A 21,646-nucleotide genomic window follows, 5' to 3' on the forward strand; every position below is an offset into this window, starting at 1 on the left:
GAGTTCGCGAAGTAATCAGGGTAAGAAAAATTACCACGTTCAATCGCGGCTCAACATACAGTTGCTCAGAAATAGACTGATGACTGATGCGCCTTTTGATTCCGACTATTCCAGTTTTAACGTCCATATAAGGTCGTATCCCTCTTAAATAAGTCAGTTGTTGGATATGAGGTAACCCACTCATTGCCTCTAAATCATCACCATTAATCACAAAATCCATCATGGGTAATATCCCTGCTCATCCTCGTTTTTATTTCCATAAAGTGATATTGCAATAGTTGATTCTCATTTTCTTAGGGGTAACTTTGACTGAGCTGAATATCAAAAAGGAAATTGGCAAACGTATTCTTAAGGCACGGAAGACTAAAGGCTTGACGTTAAAGGCTCTTGGTGAGCTTGCGGGAGGGCTAAAACAAACACGCCTGACGAATTGGGAGCAGGGTGTGCGTACTCCGGGGCCGGAAGAGATTAAATCGCTTGCGCAGGCATTGGATGTTTCACCTGCTTATTTGATGTGTTTGTCGGATAACCAGCTGCTCAAGGAAGCAAAAAATCCTAGTCAGTTAATACCGCTTTTGGATTATCGACAGGCTTGCGAGGCTAAATTGCATACTTGTGCTGAGGCATCTGGCGATAAGGTTTTTATTTCTGTGAGTACGGCTTTACAACCAGAATTAAGCACGGATGCATTTGCCTTGAAAATAACAGATGACAGTATGATGGCTGAAATTAGAGTCAATGATGTATTGGTGATTGAGCCTTCTGTTTTACCAGAACCGGGTGATTTTGTAGCAGTTAAAATCAGTGGTAAGCCAGAAACGCTGATATGTCAGTATAAAAAATTATCTTATACCTCGGCAGAATTTGAACTGCTAACATTAAATGATAATTGGCCAAATATTAAAGTAAGTGATGATATTGATGTTAAAATTAGCGGTGTTCTAGTTCAAAATCTTAGATGTTATAAATCTCCCAAGATTAAGTCATAAGATATAAATTAGCAGCTTTATCGAGATATTGTTTTACCTGCTTCCAGTTGGGGCTAACCTGATTTAATAGACGATAAAACTTATCGCTGTGATTATGTTCAGAATGGTGACATAGCTCGTGGAGTATCACGTAATCAATACATGCTATCGGCGCTTTAATAAGATGAGTATTAAGCGTTATTTTTCCATTAACCGCACAGCTACCCCACCGGGAACGCATCGCTCTTAAATTTATCGAAGGGCGTTCTTTTATCCAAGGGGCTGTTGATAGAAGTTGATCTAATCTTTTGCTAAAAACCTCAAAAGCTTTCTGTTTATACCACTCTGACAACAGTTGGCGTCTATGTTCTATATTCCTTGCTGCAATAATTTGAAGTTGACCGCGTACTAATTTGACTTGTGGTTTGGCTTTTGAATCTTCAATCACTTTGAGCACATATTTTCTTCCCAGATAGTAATGACTTTCGCCGCTTATATATTGTCGAGGAATAATATATTCTTGCTGAGATCTGAATATATGTAATTTGTTATACACCCATTTTGCGCGTTTATTTACAGCCACAATAATTTCATCATGAGTTGCGGATGGAGGTGCGAAAACAATAACCTGACAATCAGGCTTGACTTTAATTGTGATGCGATGGCTTTCTTGGCGTTTGGGTCGAAGCTCGAAAGGAATTTTATCTATCCCAAATGTAATATAGGTTGCATCTGTAGACATCGATTATCCTTAATCATATTGAAATTAAACCCACACGAACAATTTGAATAACCTGTTCAATAATGTTTTTCGCATGTTCCATTCCAAAACCTAATTCTTTACACGCTTTGAAAATAATAGGTAATAATTTTTTTCGAATGTCTGCTTCTGTATTTTGTTGATTCAAAGAATGTTCCGCAATTGAAATATTAATTAGTTCATCCACAGTAAAGGCAAGATCAATCCATTTTTTTTGTTCTTCTTCTGTAAGCGTGGCAAAGGAAACAGGAAGTTGAAGTTTGAATACTCCATAATAAGCCTGTGCATGGTGATTATCAGAAAAATCCGCTGGAATTTCCTTTAGTTTTCTGTTCAGCACATCATTTTCAAATTCTTGAAATAGTAAATATTGTTTTAATGGATGTTCAAATAGCTCGTCTGCCTCTTTTATGGCTATTTTTAAAAGTTCTGAGAATGTTTCTTGCGCATAAGGATCATCTCTTAAATCCTGTTCAATCATTTTAGCGATGCGTGTTTTTATGATATCTGTTTCATTTCTTGTTTTTTCTTCATTCCATTCTTCGGGTCGCTCTTGACGCCCCATTTTGCCAACTTCATATACACCTACGGGCTCTTTAATTTGCACACCAACAACATGTTTATCCATGAGCTTTTTTACAAGCTCGGCGTATTTATCATATATAATGATTTCACCTGCATCGAGTTTTGCAATTTGGCGCAGGCTGGTGAATTGTTTTAATGTCTCTTTATAGTGTGTACGTTGGACATCAGTAATACTTTTATCATCAAAAAAGCTGTCAGACTGTAAAGCAACTTTGAGGCAATTCGCAAATTCACTCAGTGCATCGTAGAAATCCTCTCTAACTTTCAGATTTGTATCGACGAGATCGCCATCAACTTCTTGTATTTTGGGGATAAGTACTTGCCTTAGTTGTTCAAAATCGCCTTTATTTTTAACTTCTTTGAAGATTTGCCATAATGCATCATAGAGCAGGGGAAGACGTTTATATTCACTAGACATTTGATGATATAGACCATCCAGATCTGTAATGTCATAACCTTGCTGTGTTCTGGATGCTAAATCCTGATATTTGGCAATAGTGGTATCAAGCTCTTTAAGGATTCCTCTATAATCAATCAATAATCCAAATTTTTTATTTTCATGTAATCGGTTAACACGAGCTATAGCCTGAATTAAATTATGCTCTTTGAGCTGTTTATCAATATAAAGCACTGTATTTCGTGGTTCATCAAAACCAGTGAGCAGCTTATCAACGACAATAATTATTTTTAAATCTTCATCATTGGCAAAACGCTCTATAACCTGTCGTGTGTATTCACGTTCCTCTTGATTGCCAACATTGTCTTTCCACCATTTCGTTACTTCTGGGATTTTAGATTCATCAACTTCAGTATTTCCTTCCCTTGTATCTGGCGGGGACATCACAACAGCCGATTCAAATAAGCCTACATCATCTAAATATTTTTTGTAACGAATAGCGGATAACTTGCTATCGCAAGCAAGTTGACCTTTTAAGCCCTCATCAATATTTTTTACAAAATGATGCGCTATATCCAGAGCAACAAGCTCAATTCGGTTTTCTGAGCGATAAATTTCGCCTTTCTTTGCATATTTTTTCTTTAAATCAGCCCGTTGTTCATCAGAAAGTTCCTCGGTTATTCGTTCAAACCAAGAGTCAATTGCACGATCATTGACCATGAGTTCAGGACGTCTTTCTTCGTATAAAAGCGGTGTCACCATTTTATCTTCTACTGCACGCTGCATGGTATAAGCGTGGATGATAGACCCAAATTTATTCGTTGTTTTATCTTCTTTAAGCAAGGGCGTACCTGTAAAGGCAATGAAGGCAGCATTAGGCAAGGCCTGTTTCATGCGAATATAATTTTCCCCGCCTTGTGAGCGGTGGCCTTCGTCCACTAAAACGACAATATCACGACTTAAATTCTTACATTGTGGCAGCTTGGCCGCGGTATTAAATTTTTGAATGAGAGAAAAAATAACACGTTCAGTGCCTTTGCTGATTTGCTCCGCCAGCCGCCTGCCGGATGTGGCTTTTGCATTTGAAAATTCTGTTTTTCCAGAAAACTCACCACCAGAATGAAAGGTATTAGATAGTTGTCTTTCCAGATCGACCCGATCAGTGACGACAACGATGCGACATTGTTTCAAACTGTCATGCAAAATGAGCGCACGTGATAAAAAGACCATCGTTAGAGATTTACCAGAGCCAGTCGTATGCCATATAACGCCACCTTCTCGCCCACCATCAGGGTTTGGTGTGTTAATTCGTTCGATCAGCCGCTGGATACCAAAAAACTGTTGATAACGTGCAACGATTTTCCCTGCTTTCTTGTCAAACAACATGAAATAACGAGTCATATCGAGTAATCGTTGGGGTGATAATAAACTGATTAGCAGTTTATCCTGTCCTGTTACAGCCAATTGTCCTTGCGAAATGAGTTTTTCAAACCAAACTCTATCTGTGGCTCGCCGATGGTTAAAAAAAACGTCTACTTGTTGCGTGGTAAGGGCTAAATTTTTAATTTGATTAAATTGATTCTCGTCTATATCTTCATCTCGCCAAGTCGCCCAAAATTTTGCATCTGTGCCCTGTGTTCCATATAAGCCATCAACGCCATTAATAGATAATAGCAGTTGGCTATAGGCGAATAACTGAGGGATTTCGCCTAAACGCTGGTTGCGTAGATGTTGTGATATCCCTTCCTCAATCGTTGGCCCTTTCTTCCCATCAGGACGTTTCGCCTCGATGATTGCGAGTGGTAAGCCATTAACGAAACAAACAATATCAGGGCAACGGGTTTGTACACCACCAGCACCCAAAACAGAATATTCTTCTGTAAATAGAAAACTATTATTTTTGATATCATGCCAATCAATCAGCGGAATAGTCGGATTTATTTTTTTACCACCAACAAATTCAGTGACAGTAATGCCATACAAGATGTGGTTATATATCCGCTCATTTGCCTTGGTTAATCCCTCATTTAATGCTGGAGTGCTAATTTCTGCAACGATGGCATCTATCGATTTATCAGAAAGTGGGTACTCTTTTCCCGCAAATATAAAGCGGCGTTTTCTTAACACATCATATAGTGAAGCTTTTAAGACTACCTCATTAGGTTTACCATCACGTAAAGCTAAGGCTTGTTCTGGAGATAGGAAATTCCAACCTAAATTGTTGAGAACAACCAGCGCAGGTATTTTTGCGCTGTATTCTTCTTGAAAACGAGGTAATTGGGTCATAGTTGCCCCTTATTTTTTAACCACTGCCTTCCTTTCTCTGTGATAACGTAAGCTTGATTTGGATGATTTCGTACCTCTGGATGGGTATATGTTATCAAACCTTCTTCACACATAGGTACAAGTTGTTTCGTTTTTAAAGAATTCGGGTTTCTATTAAGAATAGTCCCCATTTGATCGGCAGAATACGAGTGATGTAGGCATAACTTCAAAATGACAGGCCTTATCTGACGAGACTTTGGAGTCAATCGATCAATTTCCTCTCGCAAGACATCAGGTAAGTGACTACTATTTGCACCGAGGTCACTACCATTTCGATTGAGGTCACTACTATTTGCCATGAGGTTACTATCATTTCTATTGAGCTCATCTCTATTTTGATGTTCAGAAGGATGATAGCTCATCAGCAAATGGGTCGGCTTATAATAGGTATTACGTCCGCTTCCACCCTTTTCAATCAAATGGTGTTGTTGCCAGAGGCGACCAAGCACTTTACTTGCTGCCAGCGTATCTAAGTCTGTAATTGCTCGCAGAGCACCATTATCGATGGCTCCCACCTCTCTAATTAAGACCAACGCTTTGGCTTCATCAGAACTTAAATTCAAGTATCTAAACTGCTTTAACCAAAGCAATTGCTCTTCATTCATCAGTTGATGCAGTAAAAAGGTTGCTTTGAAATAGTTACTTTGTCTATTAGATAATAAAATAGGTTTAGTTAAGCCTGCATCGTTTAGCAAACGCTGCATGGTGCGGAACCCTGTTCCCTTAGTCTCTGCGAAATTCAAGTCATATAAAACATGAGAAAGGATAGGGTTTCTCAACTCAGAACCCGTATCATCATATTCATCTAATGACTTCAATGAGTAACCTGCATTTCGGATCTCAAGCCGATTACTATAGCGCACAACCATTGTCGGCTGGTATACATGGTAATCTCTGTGCATCACAGCATTCACAATCGCCTCGCGAATCACTTTTTGAGGTAAAAACGGTTGATCAGAGCGCTGTAGCTGTCCTTCTTCTAAACGAAAATAGCGAGGCATGTCATCTAAAATCACATTTTCGAGTTTAGGAATAAGGGTTAATAACGGCTCTCGTAGATCAAGAGAGTACTGAAAACGTTGTTCAGGATCTTCCACCCATTCAGTACCGGCAGCCCGAACATAATCCACGCGCACAGCAGGCAATAATCCACGTAAAGAAAGCGTTTTGCCAAATAACAATAGTCCTGCAATGTTGGGGATATAGTCATTCCCTTGTTTTTTAACAACGCGCAAAGCGCGTAACAACCCCAAATCATCAGCTTGCAATTCTTCAGCATTAGGTCTAACTTTTGCACGTAGTTTTCGATATAAGGCGAGGGCATTTTCATCCAAATCATCGAGAGTGGTATCCGGTAAAATAATTTGTTCGTAGCTGGTGCCAGCCTTTGCCATTAAAATGGGCTCTAGCTCTTTTTCAGTGCATTCATAATCACCGTTTGCCCCACGTCGCCAAACACCCGTTTTACGTTTATTGTGTTTGTCTTGTTTTCCAATAAAGCGACATGGTTTTGCATTAGGTTCAAGTTCATGGACAAAAACACCGATGACTGATTTGGCATCAAATTTTTCATGCTTACATTCAATGCGGACAGGATGTTCAAACTGTGTACGGCAATTGTTTTGCAGCTCACCTAATAACTTGTCGATATTTTCAACGCCACTAACCCAATGTGTGCTATGTTCATCGTTTGGTTCATCAACACCAAGAAGCAGCCAGCCACCTCCTAAACCGGGTTCGTTTGCAAAAGCACAAATAGTTTGCATCACTGAAGGCCCAATTTCACTGGCTCGTTTGGCTTCGATACGTTGATGCTCATCGAGTTGGATGAGTTCATTTAAAATTAGTTCAACTGTCCATGTCATGATATAAATCTCTTTTGGATAGTAAAGGAAGTGGGCTTTTGATTGAAAATCATCATACTCCCCACACATTAGCGGATAAAGAGTCATAAAATGCTAAATTTAAGGGATATTTTTTATCCCTTAAAGCGACTAATTTTTTGGCCTGTTGAATAATGTGTTTATTTCCTTGATTGGATGGGTCTCCGTATAACCCTATGTACAATTTAGGGAATTTACCTTTACCTATCTTCCTTAAAATGTGATTATCATTTTCAGCAAGGGAGTGTCCATAAATAAAAACACAAGGCTCTTTTTGCTTGCAGTTTGCGATCAAGCTCTTATAGCTATGATAAAGATACGCATGATGTTCAATTTTAGCCATTTTTTCTTGGCTGGTACCTTCTGTAACAAACAATGGAAATTCATTGTTTTCAAGTGATTCACGGACTTGATCAATAAGCCGAACACCACTTCTGAGCCAGGTATATTTTCTTAATTCATATCCTGCATCGAATAAATGAAGTGCGCCATGTAGATAGTGAACGCGTTGCTGTCCTGAGTTAGAGTGACCTTGCCAAATGACATATGAAGTATCAAATTCATCTTCAACATTTCCAAAACCATCATTTTTGCTTATTTTGTTTGATGATTCATCAATAAAATCGCTGGAATGCATTAGAACCCAATAAAGAAGCAAGTCATAATTAAGTGTATAAACTTGTCCAGAGGTTCCTTCTCCAAGGAAATAATTAATAAACTTCTTACAGTGCAGATATTTCGTTTCTGAAATGTCAGATGGAATCTTCGGGTGATTTTCTGAAATAGTCTGAATTAACACTTCTTTTAAGCAAGCAATATGTACTTCTATTTTTTTTATGAATGCTTGATTATTTGGTACATAAATAGGTAATAGATTAATGCCATTAGTGAGTGCTTTAAGAATGATTTCGAAATCTTGTGTATTAAAAGCTTCAAAAGCCTGTTTTAATTCTGGTGTATTAGAAAAGTCTGCTTTCTTATATAAAGAGTAATAGTGAAAAATATCGGGGAAACAGCCTATACTAAATCCATTTCCTAGAATTAAATGCCGTTTAGAATAGTTTTGTGAATCAATAATAGCTTCTTCAAAGGAAGTTAATTTAAGCATTATTTATCTCCGCTACTTTAACTCGTTTTTTCCCTGTTAAAAGTTGCTGCATTAATGCTTTTTTCTCTTCTTTTAGGTGATCTAAAGTTTGTTTCAATATCTCAATTTCTTGATCAACAAGAGATAGTGTCGAGGCGATTTCATTTTGCTCTTCTAAGGTGGGTAGTGGAACATGAATGGAAGAAAACTCATTCCAACGTAAACTTCCTCTTCTATCAACCGAAGCATTAGTCGCTGCAGAAAAAATTTGTCGATAATGCTCCGTTTTAAGTAAGGCAAAAAGATACTGATTATTTACCCTTTTAGGATTTGCTCTAAAAACAACATATATTGGACTAACTATCCCAAAGTCATGACTATTCTGAAGGCCAATGGAGCCCTCTTCAATATGATTGGATGGGAACCCGAAGCAGCCCCTTGGAATGAGCCGATATGCGCTAGTATCATCACTGTAAACTTTCTTTTTAAAATATTTCAGCGAATCAACAAACCCATCATATTTTGAGCATGAAAGCACTGGATAATTAGCCTTCGTACTATTTTTTTCTGATATTTGAGAGCAAATATCTCTGATAGCAGGATGTTCCCAGTCCGCCGGAATTGTTCCATATCGAGTTTTAGTATAGTTGAATGAAGTTGATAGCCTGCTAAAACGCTTTTTCCCCGTAAGTAACTGCTGTATTAACGCTTTTTTTTGTTGTTCGCTGTTGACTAATAATTTTTCGGTGGTGGTGATGGCTTTATCCCATGTTGATAGAATTTGGGCAATTTTTATTTGCTCATCTAGTGGAGGAAGTGCCATTGGATAGGTTCTTAGTAAATCCATTTCAATTCCGGTTTGTCCAGATGTTCGCTGAGAAAAAGACTCAATATATTTAAGCAATGGTGCTCTAGACAAAAAATAATACATATAATTTTTATCTACCCCTTTTTTAGGGATAGCTTTGATTAGAGCTACATTATATGCACCCTCCAGTCCTCTTAAAATTTGAAAAATTGGAGGGCCATAACGGCCTATCATGACATCGTCAGATGAACAAGTTTTTTTTGCTTTATTTTTTGGTATATATGTTGCAAATTTGTCTGTTTTATAGTCTCTAATTTGAATTAGTCGAATATAACCTTCCATTAAAGTAAATTGAAAGACCTCTCTTGGTGGTTGCGCTCCACCAGAGAATGTAATATTGTCACCGATTGCTCTTTTTAACCATCCTTCAGGCACCATAGCCTAACTCCTTCAAATACATTTCCATTTGAAGCTCAAGCTCCGCCAGTTCTTTTTTCAGTGCTATGCGTTCAGTTCTTACTGCTATCAAATCAATTTCTTCTTCCTCTTCAAAGGTATCAACATAGCGAGGAATATTCAGGTTGTAATCGTTCTCTTTAATTTCATCGAGGCTAGCCAGATAGGCATACTTATCAATGGATTGTCGTTCTTTGTATGTAGCAATGATTTTATCAATATTTGCTTGAGACAATTGGTTTTGATTTTTTCCTGACTTAAATTCTTTAGACGCATCAATAAAAAGAACTTTATCATCTGACTTTTGATTTTTTAAAATAAGTATAGCCGCAGGAATACCAGTACCATAAAATAGTTTTTCAGGTAAGCCAATCACTGCATCCAGTAAATTTTCCTCAATCAATTTTTGTCTAATTGTCCCTTCGCTTGAGCCTCTGAATAGAACGCCATGAGGCACAACTACACCCATGCGGCCTGTTTTAGGTTTAAGTGTCTCAATCATATGTAAAATAAATGCATAATCGCCTTTGGTTTTTGGCGGTACCCCGCGGCGAAAACGGCCAAAATGATCATTTTCAGCTTCTTCATGACCCCATTTATCCAGTGAGAAGGGGGGATTTGCTGTGACAATGTCAAACAACATCAAATGCCCTTTACTATCCAATAGTTTTGGATTTCTAATAGTATCGCCCCATTCGATTTTATGATTGTCTTCGCCATGCAAAAACATGTTCATTTTTGCCAGCGACCATGTAGAGCCTATAGCTTCTTGTCCGAAGAGCGCATAATTTTTTTTGTGATGATGTTCGCGAATGAGTCGCCCACACTTCATTAATAGTGAACCAGAGCCACAAGCAGGGTCGCATATGCTGTCACCGGCTTGAGGATCAAGCAAAGTTGCCATCAAACTAGAAACTTCAGGAGGAGTGTAAAATTCACCTGCTTTTTGCCCACCACTTGCAGCAAAATTTTTGATGAGGTATTCATAAGCATTGCCAATAATATCAAGTCCAGCAACACGAGAAGGTCTTAAGTTCAATTCAGGCTTAGCAAAATCTTCCAACAAATGCCTTAATATAGTGTTCTTTTGCTTCTCTTCACCGAGTTTATCGGTATTAAAACTGATATCTTGGAAAACACTTTTAGCGTTATCGCGTAGTTTGGTACCATTCGCTTCTTCTATAGCATGTAAGCACATATCAATTCGCTCGCCATTTCCGGGTTCATGGCGTCGTTCCCAAAGGTTTCTAAACGTTGCTTGAAATTGATCTCTAACTGAGCCATCTTCCTTTTTAAGCGTAATTTCAGGAATAACAAAACGTTCATTTTTCATCATTTCATGAATTAATTCCGGCTCATCGCCATATTGCTTTTGATATTCGTCAAAATGATCCTGCCATACATCTGATATATATTTCAAAAAGAGCATGGTAAGAATAAAATCTTTATAGGTATCAGCACTAATCGTTCCACGAAAAGTATCACACGCTGCCATAAGCGCTTTATTGATTGTATCTTGATTAACAGGATCGGCATTGATGGTTATAGTATTTAACGCATGGCTATTTAGCATGATGGAACATCCTCTTCATTCAATTTGGTTTGACTGATTTCATTAAGCAGTGTTTGCATAAGTAACTCGCCATTGACGATCATTTTGTGTGCTAACTGTTTTTCTTTGCTAATGGTTTTAGCTAATTCTATGATGGTTTTTTGTTGCTTCAATGTAGGTAAAATAATTGGTGTTGCTTCTAATACCTGTCTACGAATACTTGGCGTTGTACTACCTTCAGCATTACTGAGAAAATAGCGTTGTGCGATAGTTTGATTTAGAAGCCAAGCTATATATTCTGGTAGAACATCAGGAACATTTAAACGAATTACAAAGAATTGAGGTGCTGCAATCGCAAGACGCTCTTTTAGCTCAGCATCTATTAATGCGGCGTAATTGCGCTGACCACGTGCTGCGAATAAAATATCCCCAGACTGAAGTGATACCTGAGATTGGCGGCTAGGTAATATAGTCTCTATTACTGTGCTCCAGTTTACATTATATGTTTCATTAATGTCTTTCATTTGAACACAATAAACGCCTGAGTTTTTAAGTTCAGGAATTTTTCCGCGAAATGAATAGCCTGCACTAATTGTTGATATGTTTATCAGATCCAAAATATTAGCATCCTTGGTAATGATGTTGATAATTATTGAGTACAAAGCAAATTTTGTCAAATTTATTTTGCATCAATGGCAAGGATGTAATAATATCCAGCTTTAAAAAGGAGTTTATTTTATGACAGCAAGCATCCGCACTATAATCTCTACGCTAGAGCAATTGTCCTTGGAAGGGTATGTTTTCAGAGGACATGAAGATTTTAGGTATCAGTTAACACCCAGTGCTTTTAGAGAGCATTCGATTGCTCAAATGAAGATAGACTTTAATATTCCCCCAACGATCCTTGGTGAATGGTTCAATAGTAAAGAAATTAAAAAAACTATAGCATCATGGTATTCGTCCAATCCTATTCATTCGCAACATCCAGCAATACATTTATTAAAAGAATGGTGCCTTTATATAATGTGCTACAACCATTCTCTCCATCTTTTTGTTAAAAATAATCCCAATAACGTCTCTGAACAGGATGCTGCCAGCTTTTTATTACGTGACGCTGAGTATTGGAGGAAGGAAACAACTTTTCAACAAATGTTCGAAAGATACCTCCCAACCATTATTGACCGTCACAGTTTAAAGGATGGAGGGCTCATTCAACAAGCTAATCCCTATGAAGATCTGGCTGCTGTAGACGAGACATTGCCACAACATTACGGGATCCCAACTGCGGCATTAGATTGGTCATATAATTTTCATGTGGCTATTCATTTTGCTTTAGGAAATGAGTCTGAGCAAAACTCCAAATTTCTTGCTTTATACGCTTTTAGAATCCTTGATCCACAGTCGCCAATTAAAATGCTTGATAGAAATATACACACAGAAAACATTAGAGCGGAAAGACAAGAAGGTACTTTCAGCTATTTTAGCCATCCGTGTTCTTTCTTTTTGCAAAACGGAGCCTTCCCATCATTAAATTATTTTAGTCAACGCTGTAAAAATCAATTGGACATCTGTAGCTTTGAGCTAAAGGAATTTTTGATTGAACGAACAGAAAGCAACTTATGCTACCTCAAGGGGCTACTGAAAGAGAAGGGGATAAATAAGATGTATCTTTTTCCTGATGTTATCGAGCATGCTGAACTCACCTCTTAATTAGCCGCAACAAAACGGCGCCACCTGAGGACAATTACTGACGATGAAAGATAACTTAATAATATATTTGGAGAAAGAACGATAGTCCAGAATTGACATGGTTTTTCATGGTCTTTAGTGGTATTGCATGAAACACTCAAAAAACATGGCAGCGGGTTTGATTCCCGCTGAATACAACATAATTTATTGATTTATATCAATATTTTTCATTGAGTTTTTCAAGTGGTACCACTGCGACACCAAAAATATCTAAAATCAATTCACTTACTTGCTCGTTATAAAGAACTGATTTGTGAAGATTTGTTCTTTATGGTTAAGGCATTTTATATGGGGTGTATTCAATAAAGTTTAATTCCCTTATAACATTATTCTTGCTTAGCAACTTTGATTGAATACTCCTGACCCCTTTATCTATATATTCATGAAAATCGTAAAAGGTCTGATAACGGATTAGATCTCTGTAGAATCCAAAGTAACAAATTGGTTTTAATTGAATATTATTCAATAGGCACCATTTGTGACCTAAGTACTAAATTATTTGTTGATACCGAAAGATAAAAATGTTTTGATGAAGAGCCCAAATCTATGCTCTAAAAAACTTTATGAACTTAATTATTAAAAATGTTAACATCAAAGCCTTTAAGGGCATTAAAGATATTCAAATATCTGAATGTGCCAGGATAAATGCATTTGTTGGGAAAAATAATTCGGGAAAGAGCTCCATTCTTCATGCTATCGAGATGGCTAGCCTAGCTTTAAAAACTAATGATTGGAATAACTTTCACTTTAAATTAGAAATAAAGGATATGTTAACGGATCTTGGGAATTTTGAAATCTCATTAACATATGAAAATAGTAGCTCTATTTCAATAAAATCTAATGCTCCGAATATTGTTCCAAATATTCAGCCACATGCAACTAATGATCAAAAATTTCAATCAGTCTTAATAGTTCCTGACTCAGGAGTAAATCTTCTTACTCGGCAGCATAAAACACCTAAACAAGTACTTAATCAAGTAAGAGCGAAGCAGTTTGCCTACATCAATGCCATGGATATTTTGTATGCGATTAAATTCTATGCGGATCGTAATGAAGAAGGCATCACTCCATATGATTATGACTCCATAATCACCGAAATAAAAAATTATTTTCCTGATATTCAAGATTTAAATGCTATTCGTACAGAAAATGATATTTCTAGTTTAGAATATACAGAGTTTGGAAAGAGGCTGGATATTTTATATTCCGGTACAGGATTAAAACATTTTTTGGATGTTTTAATTAAGACTACATTATCTAATGCACAAATACTTCTTCTTGATGAACCAGAGATGGGGCTTCATCCTGACTTACAACGTCGTTTTATGGAGTATCTTCTAAAATTAGCCACCGAAAAAAATCTTCAAATCTTTATCGCCACTCATTCCCCTGTATTACTAAACTATACTACTGACATTCAATGTTACAGGATTATTAATTCAAAAGGGGTTCGTGAAATCAATAAAGTACCTACAGAGGCTAATCATCTACTTCTGAGTGATTTAGGTATACGTCCAAGCGATATATTTAACTATGATATTTGCTTAATGGTTGAGGGGCAGTCTGAAGTAATTTTTTTTGAGCATATCCTCCGCATACTTTATAAAGATGATTTCTCTGGGGTCGCCGTGACTGTTATACAATACGGAGGGGATGCGGCAGCGGCTATTTCTAATGGGGCTTTGCAAATAAGAAATATAACAGCTGCTCAGAAGTATACTTTTTGGCTTAGAGATCGTGATGCAATGCCTAAAGAAGAACCTTCTACCAATTCTACCAAATTTAAAAATTCTCTTGAGAGAGCCGGACTTCCAATACATATTACATTGAAGAGGGAAATCGAGTTCTATTATCCCTTATTAATTCATTTAAAAGCGCAACAAGGTGATGTAACTAAAGAGGAAGCAACGAGGTCAATTTACAACGGAAAACAAGACCAAAAATATCGCACCGCGGCTGAAACAAAAAACATATGTGTGCCTCAAGGCGTATATTTAAAAAAGCTTCTTGAAGAACATTTACTTTCAAAAGAGGATCTAGATCAGGAGATTGTTGATATTTTTGAGGAAAAATTGTTGTTATGGAAACAAGAAATTTTGGGATAAATGGAAACTCTGATTAACATAGCCCAAAAGATTATTTCAAACTATGAGGAATTATTTGATAAATCAGTTGCAGCATATTTTACGATGTAAAATGCTATTCACACCGTTATGAGACTCTTTGGAATCTAGTTGCTTTAGAAAAAAAACGAGTTAATTGTTTCATGATGAAAGAGAAATTTACCGGCACCAAAACGGCACCATCTGCAGACCATAACAGACCATGAAAGACAACCTAGTGCTTTTGGGGAAAAAGGTGATAAGCTAGAATTGACATAGTTTTTAATGGTCTTTGGTGGTCTTTCATGAAAAGTGTAAAAGAGCTGGTAGCGGGTTCGATTCCCGCCGCCTTCAAACTCTAAGCAAAAAGACTATTCAAAGATTACAAAACCAAAACACCATACCTTGATGAAGTAATTAACGATTATTTATATGAATATAAACCTCAACACTTTGATATAGATGAAATTATTTTATCTTACGACATAGACGAGGACAATTTTAGCCTAATGAAAGCCCAGCATATTATCGCGCTTATGGTCGGCTTCGATAAATGGGCCGATTTATTGAAATCCTCTGAGTTTGAGTTAGAACTCGCTAAGTTATTAATTGATAACTACGATAAAGTAAGCTTAGTTGATTGGGAGATATATATTGCTGGTGTGGAGCGCGATAATAACACAAGCATTGATTCTCAATCCAAATTAGAAATATTTAAACAGATTTTTATCAATATAGAATCTGAAAATTCTGTTTAAATTGTTGTTCAGGATAGGGCAATCTAAGCTAAGCTCCCTAATTGGAGAGAGCTTATTACATTTAATATGTCCTAAATTGACGCTAAATTTATGTGTGTTGAGAAAGGCCTTAATGCTAGATAAAACCAATATAGTTGACTAAAATTATTCTTTATTCTTTATTCTTTATTCTTTATTCTTTATTCTAGAATACGGAATAAAGGGTGATGATCGATGATTAAATCACAAGATATCGTAGTTCTAGCCAAGCTGTTGGCTTACCAAACAGATAAAAGCTGGTCTCAAAATAGTATTGCATTTGAATTGTGTTTGAGTCCTTCTCAAATCAATAGTGCATTTAAACGATTGGTTGTAGCAGGGTTAATTACACCATATCATCCACCAAGCAAGCCGCAACCCATTATTCAGGCTTGTGAAGAGTTTTTTGTTCATGGATTAAAGTATGTCTTTCCTGCTAAATTAGGCGAGCTAGTCCGTGGCATTCCCACTAGTTATGCTGCTCCATGTTTAAGTGATCAGATTGTTGCTGGTAGTGATCCTATCCCTGTATGGCCATATGGCGAAGGGAGCGAGCGTGGTCTTGCTTTAAAACCATTATATTCTTCAGTACCTGAATCTGTAGCAAAGCATCCAGATCCGTTATTTTATGACTTATTGACATTAATTGATGCTATTCGTTCTGGGCGTGTAAGAGAAAGACAAATTGCTTCACAAAAAATATTGGCATTATTAAAACAAAAAGAGTTGGCATCAAATGAACATTAAATTTTAATCATTTTCTTGAATAAATTAGCGTTTATTTCTAATAATCATAGGAATTTATCATCATATCTTGCTGGTTGTGGAGCTTAGCCCTGCCAATATTCATCACGGTCTTCTCGTAATTCAGGGGCATCCGGTTGCATGCTCTGGTAACGAATAAACACTTTACGCATCCATACTGGCATCTTATCAAGATGCATTAAAACCTCACTGAAATATTTATCTTTTAGGCGATCATGAAGCTTTTTAACTACTCGTGGTTTTAAATACCCCTTACCCTCATACCACAACGCATTAACCACATGACATGTTACTGTATTTGGCATGACTATTTTTCTAGGACTCACATGCACAAGTTTAATTCTATTTTCACCATTAATTTTGATATAACGTGAGCGACCAGTCGTATAGTAAATTTCGTGAACAGGAATTTGTGTACTAAGACCAAGCTGATTCAAAGCTACAGCTGGATGAACTGTTATTATTTCACCTGTTTTCTTAGAAACAGCTTCAATGATTTTATCTGTACTTGGCGGAATTGGACGACCTGGCAGCAAGCGATTTTTTTCAGGTCTAAAATATATACCACGAGATATAGTGCCCACGTCATTGCTTTTTGCTAACCGCAATAAAACACGTTGTACAAGCTTAATTGGATATTTCTTGTAAATTGAGTCCACAAAAAAAATCCTTCCTTTTGGAATTTTTTTTATGAATTTTTCAATTAATACCGTTGTGCTCATATCTTTGACCTGTTTATTTAAGCCTTTAAAAGATTATTAACTATAACTACCATGCTGTATTACTTTTTAATCAGAGTCCTTAAATAAGATTTGCATAAATCTTGTATTGATATATATTTTTTCTCTTCCAATTTCTATTTCTTTCAAAATTCCCTCACTGACTAGCTTCTGCAGGTATTCGGCAGCAGTTTGTCTCTTTACTATCCCTGCATCTACTACATTAGAAATTCTACAGTAAGGTTGTACAAAGAGGAGTTCGACTAATTCTCTTGAATATATTTTAGGTTGTTTATTTTTTACATACTCCACAGTTTCTTCCATTAAACCAACAATGTTCTTAATCCTATTACAAGTCCATTGGGATGTGTTTGCGACGGCATTTAACATGTAAATAATCCAAGATTCCCAGTCATCTTTTAAAGTGACATTTAAGAGATATTGGTAATATTCCCTCTTATTCTTGATGATATAACGGCTCAAATAAAGAACAGGTATAGTTAAGAGTTCCCGCTCGATTAAATACAATATATTTAAAATTCTCCCCGTTCGACCATTTCCATCTGTAAATGGATGGATTGCTTCAAATTGATAATGTCCTATAGCCATTTTTATTAATGGGTCAATATCATTTTGATCATGTAAAAATACCTCCCAATTGTGAAGCTTTTGCCTTAAAAGCGCCTCGCCTTCAGGAGGAGTATAAATTATTTCTCCAGTTGCCTGATTAGATAGAGTTGTGCCTGGAACCTTTCTTACGGTCATTTCAACGCCGTGCAAGGTTGAACATACACTCTCTGCTAAGACTGTATTTAATGGCCGAGACTTAATAGATTCAAAGCCTTCTCTCAGAGCAGTTCTGTAACGTAAAGCCTCTTTTGTCGCTGGATCTATATTAGTTTCGGAACTGCTATTGGCATATTGAAATAACTTATCTGTTGTAGTCACTATATTTTCGATCTCTGAGCTGGCTTGAGCTTCTAACAAAGGCAACGAGTTTATTAAAACGCTTTGGTTTGGTAACATTTCTGCGGCCTTTCTCAGTTCTGCTAGTGATGCACGTGCTTCAATGCATACTTTCAGTATTTTTTTAGTTTCTATATCCTGTCTAGGAGGCAGTGCAGGCAATTCATTGTATGCTTTAGTTACATCAATTTTTATCATGTTTAAATTTTTCCATTTTATCGACATGTTTTAAGGATATGTCGATGCGGTATACATGTCCAGATAATGTGTCGATATTTTCCAGTTTTGTCGACATTTTTTTGGAATGTGTCGATGGTATAAACATATTCGTATAATATGTCGATAATTTAATATTATATCGACATGTCATTATAATAAATTAAAGATATGAGATGTTGCTGGGGGTATAAATGGGGGTATATTTAAATTTATAAAAAATAAATACATTAAAAATCAATTAATTATATTTAAAGTTAAATAGCCGCTGCCCCAATTTCCAAATATTAGCTTCAATTTTTCAATGATTTTTCTAAAATCTAGTGTCGTAAAGTATTAGGTTTTGCTTTGAATCGTGAATGTCTTGTTTGCTTTTTAGTATTTTCTTTGGGGCTCTATAATTAATATAGGGTTATTTTTAAGAGAAAAAGCATGGAAGCATATCAAAATAAAAGCGGGATCTCAGGTGTTGTTGCCTATGAAATTGGAGGTGACTTTATAAAAGTTAAATTTCAAAAAAATAACGGTGTGTATTTATATAATTATCAAAGTCCAGGAGCTTTGCATGTTGAAGCAATGAAGGAGAGAGCAATGGATGGCATTGGTCTAGCTACGTATATAAACGAACACATAAGAAAGAATTATTTTAGTAAAGAATGTTAATTGCTAATAAAGCTTGTTTATCTTTATACATTGTCCTACATAAACTGCAAAGCCTCGAAGTACACATTCCCGTGAAATTGAGCAAATGAATTGGTTTCATTATGATGGGCTATCAGAAATGGTTAGCCCTGGCACAAAGCGTAGGCTAAAGGAGTATTTTACTCATTCCCTTCAATCGGAAAAATGGTATGTTAAAATTGAATATTCTCGGGCAAATCTTGATAATACCATTTTGAGTACTCATTATTTTAAAATAATATTAGCAAAAGACTTGAGCCTTCCGGCTTGTAATTTTCCATCAATATGATAGGTATTGGTTCGCACCTACATTATAGAATTAGACTCTTATGAATAGTACATTTAATAAAATTGATCTTTTAGTTAATGAAGCTAAGTTATCTCTTAAGGAGACTCAATCTCTTTTAGGTGGCCTTTTGCAGGTAACAACGGATAGTGACAGTGAGGGCTCTTCTGAAGAAGACAAAATTCTCAAAATTCAATTAACGCTGCAATATCGTTTAAGTTGCGAAGATGCTTTGAGTTTTTTATTAAAGCTGGATCATAACTTACTCTATTTTCTCGGAGTTCAACCTCAGCAGTCCGCTAAAATGAATATTGAACGATTAGCATATGCTGTAGGGAATGAGGATTTAAAACAAATTTTAAATGTTTTGGCCATACTGACCGGCTCACTATCTAAAATTGTTGCGCGCTATAAAAATACCCATACCTCTTTTGCATTAAAGGAGAGAGTTTCGCAAAAACAACACACCATAACCAACGAACTCTCTAGATTGCTTGTTAAGCAAAATCGGTTTTTAACCGTGCTACATCAGCTTGATGCTGAAATTGCACAACTGAAAAAGCTACAAGTTGGAGAACCTATTTTGGATTATATTGCCGCACTAAGAGGGCCCATTTCACATTTTCACCAAGCCATCATTCATGGTCTTGAGCAGGGAAAACAGCTCTATCACCAAGTAAATAAAACGCCTTTAATTGACTATCAACTCGATGCTTTACTCAAAGAAACGCAACAAGTACTTCACTTAATGCCAAGTACTTATAATCTGCAGCCTAATAATCCGATTAAACAATTTGATCATCCAATGACTTCTGAACAATTAGAACAACGTGCTGCAGCAAAACGATTACGTCCATTTTTTGGATAAAAACCTATTTCCCTAAGATGCATGGCTCATGAACTCCCTGAGATGTAGGTTGGCCCATATGCCTAATGGCACTTACTTAAGGAATTTGCTTTGCTCATGGTCTTCCGGATTTGGCTGCGCTGCATTCAGCGAGCCAAATCCGGGGAGTGATGAGTATAGAGAAAATTAGCAGTTAATTCATAAATAGATCAGCATGTGCTCCTGTTGTGCTATAATCGATTCACACCAACCATTCAATTTCTAAATGAGATACAGACGAAATTCTTATTCATTTTTATTTATACATGATGAAAGAGGTATAGCCTGTTATGCCACACAATAAATTTCCTTCATTAATTGTTCTCTCAGCCGCGCCTAATGGCAAAGTTCAATGTCTGGACGACAATGATGAGCCATTATCATTGCTTGGGCATGGCCAGTCATTGGCCTGCATTTTTGTGCCGCTCCTGATGGTGGAGCAGCAGCTGGCATATAAAGATTACTCTCTTTATATTTTTGAAAATGCCGATGATCTGCCAATTAAAATCAACAAAATTATGCAGCATGAACAGGATGCAATTTTGTTAATAGGCGCTCGCGAGCAGCGCGAGATTTATTACATTGAGGACAGTACATTAGTTTTTGACACGCCGATCCTTATTTCCTGTGAGATTCATCTTGAGTTAATCGATGAACTAGATATCGGCCCTGAGGGTAAAGTGACCAGTCAAGAATCCTATTATCGGGATACGGTGATTACATTATTGCGGAATGCAGGTCATCGTGGAAATGAAGCTGAAATATCAGGTACACGAGTGGGCCTTAATGTATTTTCAAGAGATTTTTCTCCGTGTAATGCTATTGTTGCCAAAAGAAAACTAGATAATCAATTTGTTCTACACCACTCGACAAGTGCAAGCATGGATAAAACCAGGCCTGGGGTGGAGCTTTTTATGGAGGGGATAGAGGACGGATTTTCCTTTGCAGCAGTGATGCAAAACCCTCGAAATAAAAAAAATTACTTAAAAGCACCGATGCTTGCCGCCCAATTGGCAATACAACTTCATGACGAGAATATAAGCCGTATTAATATTCCTGAGGGGTATGGTGCAATCGCATGCATTAACGGTGATACCATTATCATGGCTCAAAGGATGGAGTTTTTTAAGAGCGAATTAGATAAACGAACAGTCATTGGGCAACTTAAAACAAAAAGCGAAGAGACCACTCGTTTTATTGAATTAGATAATGAATGCCTTTCTTTACCTGAAACTGCAAAAGAACTCCGGGGGCAACTCTTAGTAGAAGAGAACTCAGGAATGAGGGCTGTATACAGAAACCTTTTAGGGCAACTAGGTTTATTCGCAACAGTACAGAAAGATTTACCCCAGCTTGAACAAAAGAGTAGGTGTACTTTAATATAAGTTTAACCCAAATGATGAGAATCTTGCTGATGGAAGTCGGCCATAGCCCGATATTCATATTTGGGATAAAAATATAAACGCCTACTTCGCGATCTTAATTCAGTGCGCTGAAATAAAAAATGCCTTTAAAAAACGATTAAAAATTTTTGCAGAGCTCATTTTCATTGGCTAAGTAAAAATGGGATTAAAAATTGAGAGTGACATAAAAAGCCCGTAGCATTTTTCATTGAATAGTACATCTGTTGTCTTATTCATAAAAAATACCTCTGCCCCGCGATTTTTTGCTTTACCATT

17 protein-coding genes and 1 pseudogene are annotated in these 21,646 nt (G+C 36.7%); 8 read left to right on the forward strand and 10 right to left on the reverse strand.

What is annotated here, in order from left to right; all coding sequences use genetic code 11:
* Positions 1-34: 34 nt before the first annotated feature.
* Positions 35-223: pseudogene (locus J2N86_RS16190) on the reverse strand (hypothetical protein); the annotation flags it as partial.
* Between the two features lie 82 nt (positions 224-305).
* On the opposite strand from J2N86_RS16190, the gene J2N86_RS01005 reads away from it, so the two are divergent.
* Positions 306-989: a LexA family protein gene (locus J2N86_RS01005; RefSeq protein ID WP_252580348.1), complete on the forward strand. Its 684-nt coding sequence runs from the start codon at positions 306-308 to the stop codon at positions 987-989.
* Here J2N86_RS01005 and J2N86_RS01010 read toward each other — a convergent pair.
* Genes J2N86_RS01010 through J2N86_RS01040 form a run of 7 tightly spaced genes read right to left on the reverse strand, consistent with a single transcriptional unit; the run spans position 979 to position 11,438 of the window.
* The gene (locus J2N86_RS01010; protein WP_252580349.1) at positions 979-1,710 is read right to left on the reverse strand and encodes a M48 family metallopeptidase; all 732 of its coding nucleotides are present in this window, start codon (positions 1,708-1,710) and stop codon (positions 979-981) included. The two genes, J2N86_RS01005 and J2N86_RS01010, sit on opposite strands and share 11 nt — an antisense overlap.
* Positions 1,711-1,723: 13 nt before the next feature.
* Positions 1,724-4,996, reverse strand: coding sequence for a type I restriction endonuclease subunit R (locus J2N86_RS01015; RefSeq protein ID WP_252580350.1), 3,273 nt, complete (start codon positions 4,994-4,996; stop codon positions 1,724-1,726).
* Positions 4,993-6,900: an RNA-binding domain-containing protein gene (locus J2N86_RS01020; RefSeq protein WP_252580351.1), complete on the reverse strand. Its 1,908-nt coding sequence runs from the start codon at positions 6,898-6,900 to the stop codon at positions 4,993-4,995. The genes J2N86_RS01015 and J2N86_RS01020 overlap by 4 nt, the downstream gene beginning before the upstream one ends.
* A gap of 52 nt (positions 6,901-6,952) precedes the next feature.
* A complete protein-coding gene (locus J2N86_RS01025; protein ID WP_252580352.1) occupies positions 6,953-8,026 on the reverse strand; it encodes a DUF4917 family protein in 1,074 nt (357 codons plus the stop codon).
* The gene (locus J2N86_RS01030) at positions 8,019-9,251 is read right to left on the reverse strand and encodes a restriction endonuclease subunit S (RefSeq protein WP_252580353.1); all 1,233 of its coding nucleotides are present in this window, start codon (positions 9,249-9,251) and stop codon (positions 8,019-8,021) included. Before J2N86_RS01030 ends, J2N86_RS01025 begins: the two co-directional genes overlap by 8 nt.
* Positions 9,241-10,842: a type I restriction-modification system subunit M gene (locus J2N86_RS01035; protein ID WP_252580354.1), complete on the reverse strand. Its 1,602-nt coding sequence runs from the start codon at positions 10,840-10,842 to the stop codon at positions 9,241-9,243. The genes J2N86_RS01030 and J2N86_RS01035 overlap by 11 nt, the downstream gene beginning before the upstream one ends.
* Positions 10,836-11,438 (reverse strand): restriction endonuclease subunit S, encoded by a 603-nt coding sequence (locus tag J2N86_RS01040; protein WP_252580355.1) that lies wholly within the window; start codon positions 11,436-11,438, stop codon positions 10,836-10,838. The genes J2N86_RS01035 and J2N86_RS01040 overlap by 7 nt, the downstream gene beginning before the upstream one ends.
* A gap of 169 nt (positions 11,439-11,607) precedes the next feature.
* On the opposite strand from J2N86_RS01040, the gene J2N86_RS01045 reads away from it, so the two are divergent.
* From J2N86_RS01045 to J2N86_RS01060, 4 genes are all read left to right on the forward strand, one after another.
* Positions 11,608-12,531 carry an FRG domain-containing protein gene (locus J2N86_RS01045; protein ID WP_252580356.1) on the forward strand — a complete coding sequence of 308 codons (924 nt, stop codon included), beginning with the start codon at positions 11,608-11,610 and terminating at the stop codon, positions 12,529-12,531.
* 602 nt (positions 12,532-13,133) lie between these two features.
* A complete protein-coding gene (locus tag J2N86_RS01050; protein ID WP_252580357.1) occupies positions 13,134-14,675 on the forward strand; it encodes an ATP-dependent nuclease in 1,542 nt (513 codons plus the stop codon).
* A gap of 506 nt (positions 14,676-15,181) precedes the next feature.
* The gene (locus tag J2N86_RS01055; protein WP_252580358.1) at positions 15,182-15,430 is read left to right on the forward strand and encodes a hypothetical protein; all 249 of its coding nucleotides are present in this window, start codon (positions 15,182-15,184) and stop codon (positions 15,428-15,430) included.
* A gap of 213 nt (positions 15,431-15,643) precedes the next feature.
* Positions 15,644-16,195 carry a helix-turn-helix domain-containing protein gene (locus J2N86_RS01060; protein ID WP_252580359.1) on the forward strand — a complete coding sequence of 184 codons (552 nt, stop codon included), beginning with the start codon at positions 15,644-15,646 and terminating at the stop codon, positions 16,193-16,195.
* An 83-nt stretch (positions 16,196-16,278) separates the two neighbouring features.
* Here the strand turns inward: J2N86_RS01060 and J2N86_RS01065 are convergent, their stop codons facing one another.
* Both J2N86_RS01065 and fic read right to left on the reverse strand, forming a co-directional pair.
* The gene (locus J2N86_RS01065) at positions 16,279-16,935 is read right to left on the reverse strand and encodes a DUF6088 family protein (protein WP_252580360.1); all 657 of its coding nucleotides are present in this window, start codon (positions 16,933-16,935) and stop codon (positions 16,279-16,281) included.
* Between the two features lie 66 nt (positions 16,936-17,001).
* Positions 17,002-18,096, reverse strand: a complete 1,095-nt coding sequence (gene fic, locus J2N86_RS01070) for a protein adenylyltransferase Fic (RefSeq protein ID WP_289781838.1) — start codon at positions 18,094-18,096, stop codon at positions 17,002-17,004.
* A 450-nt stretch (positions 18,097-18,546) separates the two neighbouring features.
* Between fic and J2N86_RS01075 the strand changes: the two genes are divergently transcribed.
* The 3 genes from J2N86_RS01075 to J2N86_RS01085 all read left to right on the forward strand — a co-directional run bounded on the left by J2N86_RS01075 (position 18,547) and on the right by J2N86_RS01085 (position 21,352).
* Positions 18,547-18,777 carry a hypothetical protein gene (locus tag J2N86_RS01075; RefSeq protein WP_252580361.1) on the forward strand — a complete coding sequence of 77 codons (231 nt, stop codon included), beginning with the start codon at positions 18,547-18,549 and terminating at the stop codon, positions 18,775-18,777.
* A gap of 347 nt (positions 18,778-19,124) precedes the next feature.
* A complete protein-coding gene (locus tag J2N86_RS01080) occupies positions 19,125-19,949 on the forward strand; it encodes a hypothetical protein (RefSeq protein ID WP_252580362.1) in 825 nt (274 codons plus the stop codon).
* Positions 19,950-20,257: 308 nt separating this feature from the next.
* Positions 20,258-21,352, forward strand: a complete 1,095-nt coding sequence (locus tag J2N86_RS01085) for a hypothetical protein (protein WP_252580363.1) — start codon at positions 20,258-20,260, stop codon at positions 21,350-21,352.
* Positions 21,353-21,646: the final 294 nt, after the last annotated feature.

It is taken from the genome of Legionella lytica, from assembly GCF_023921225.1.
Taxonomy (GTDB): Bacteria; Pseudomonadota; Gammaproteobacteria; order Legionellales; family Legionellaceae; genus Legionella; species Legionella lytica.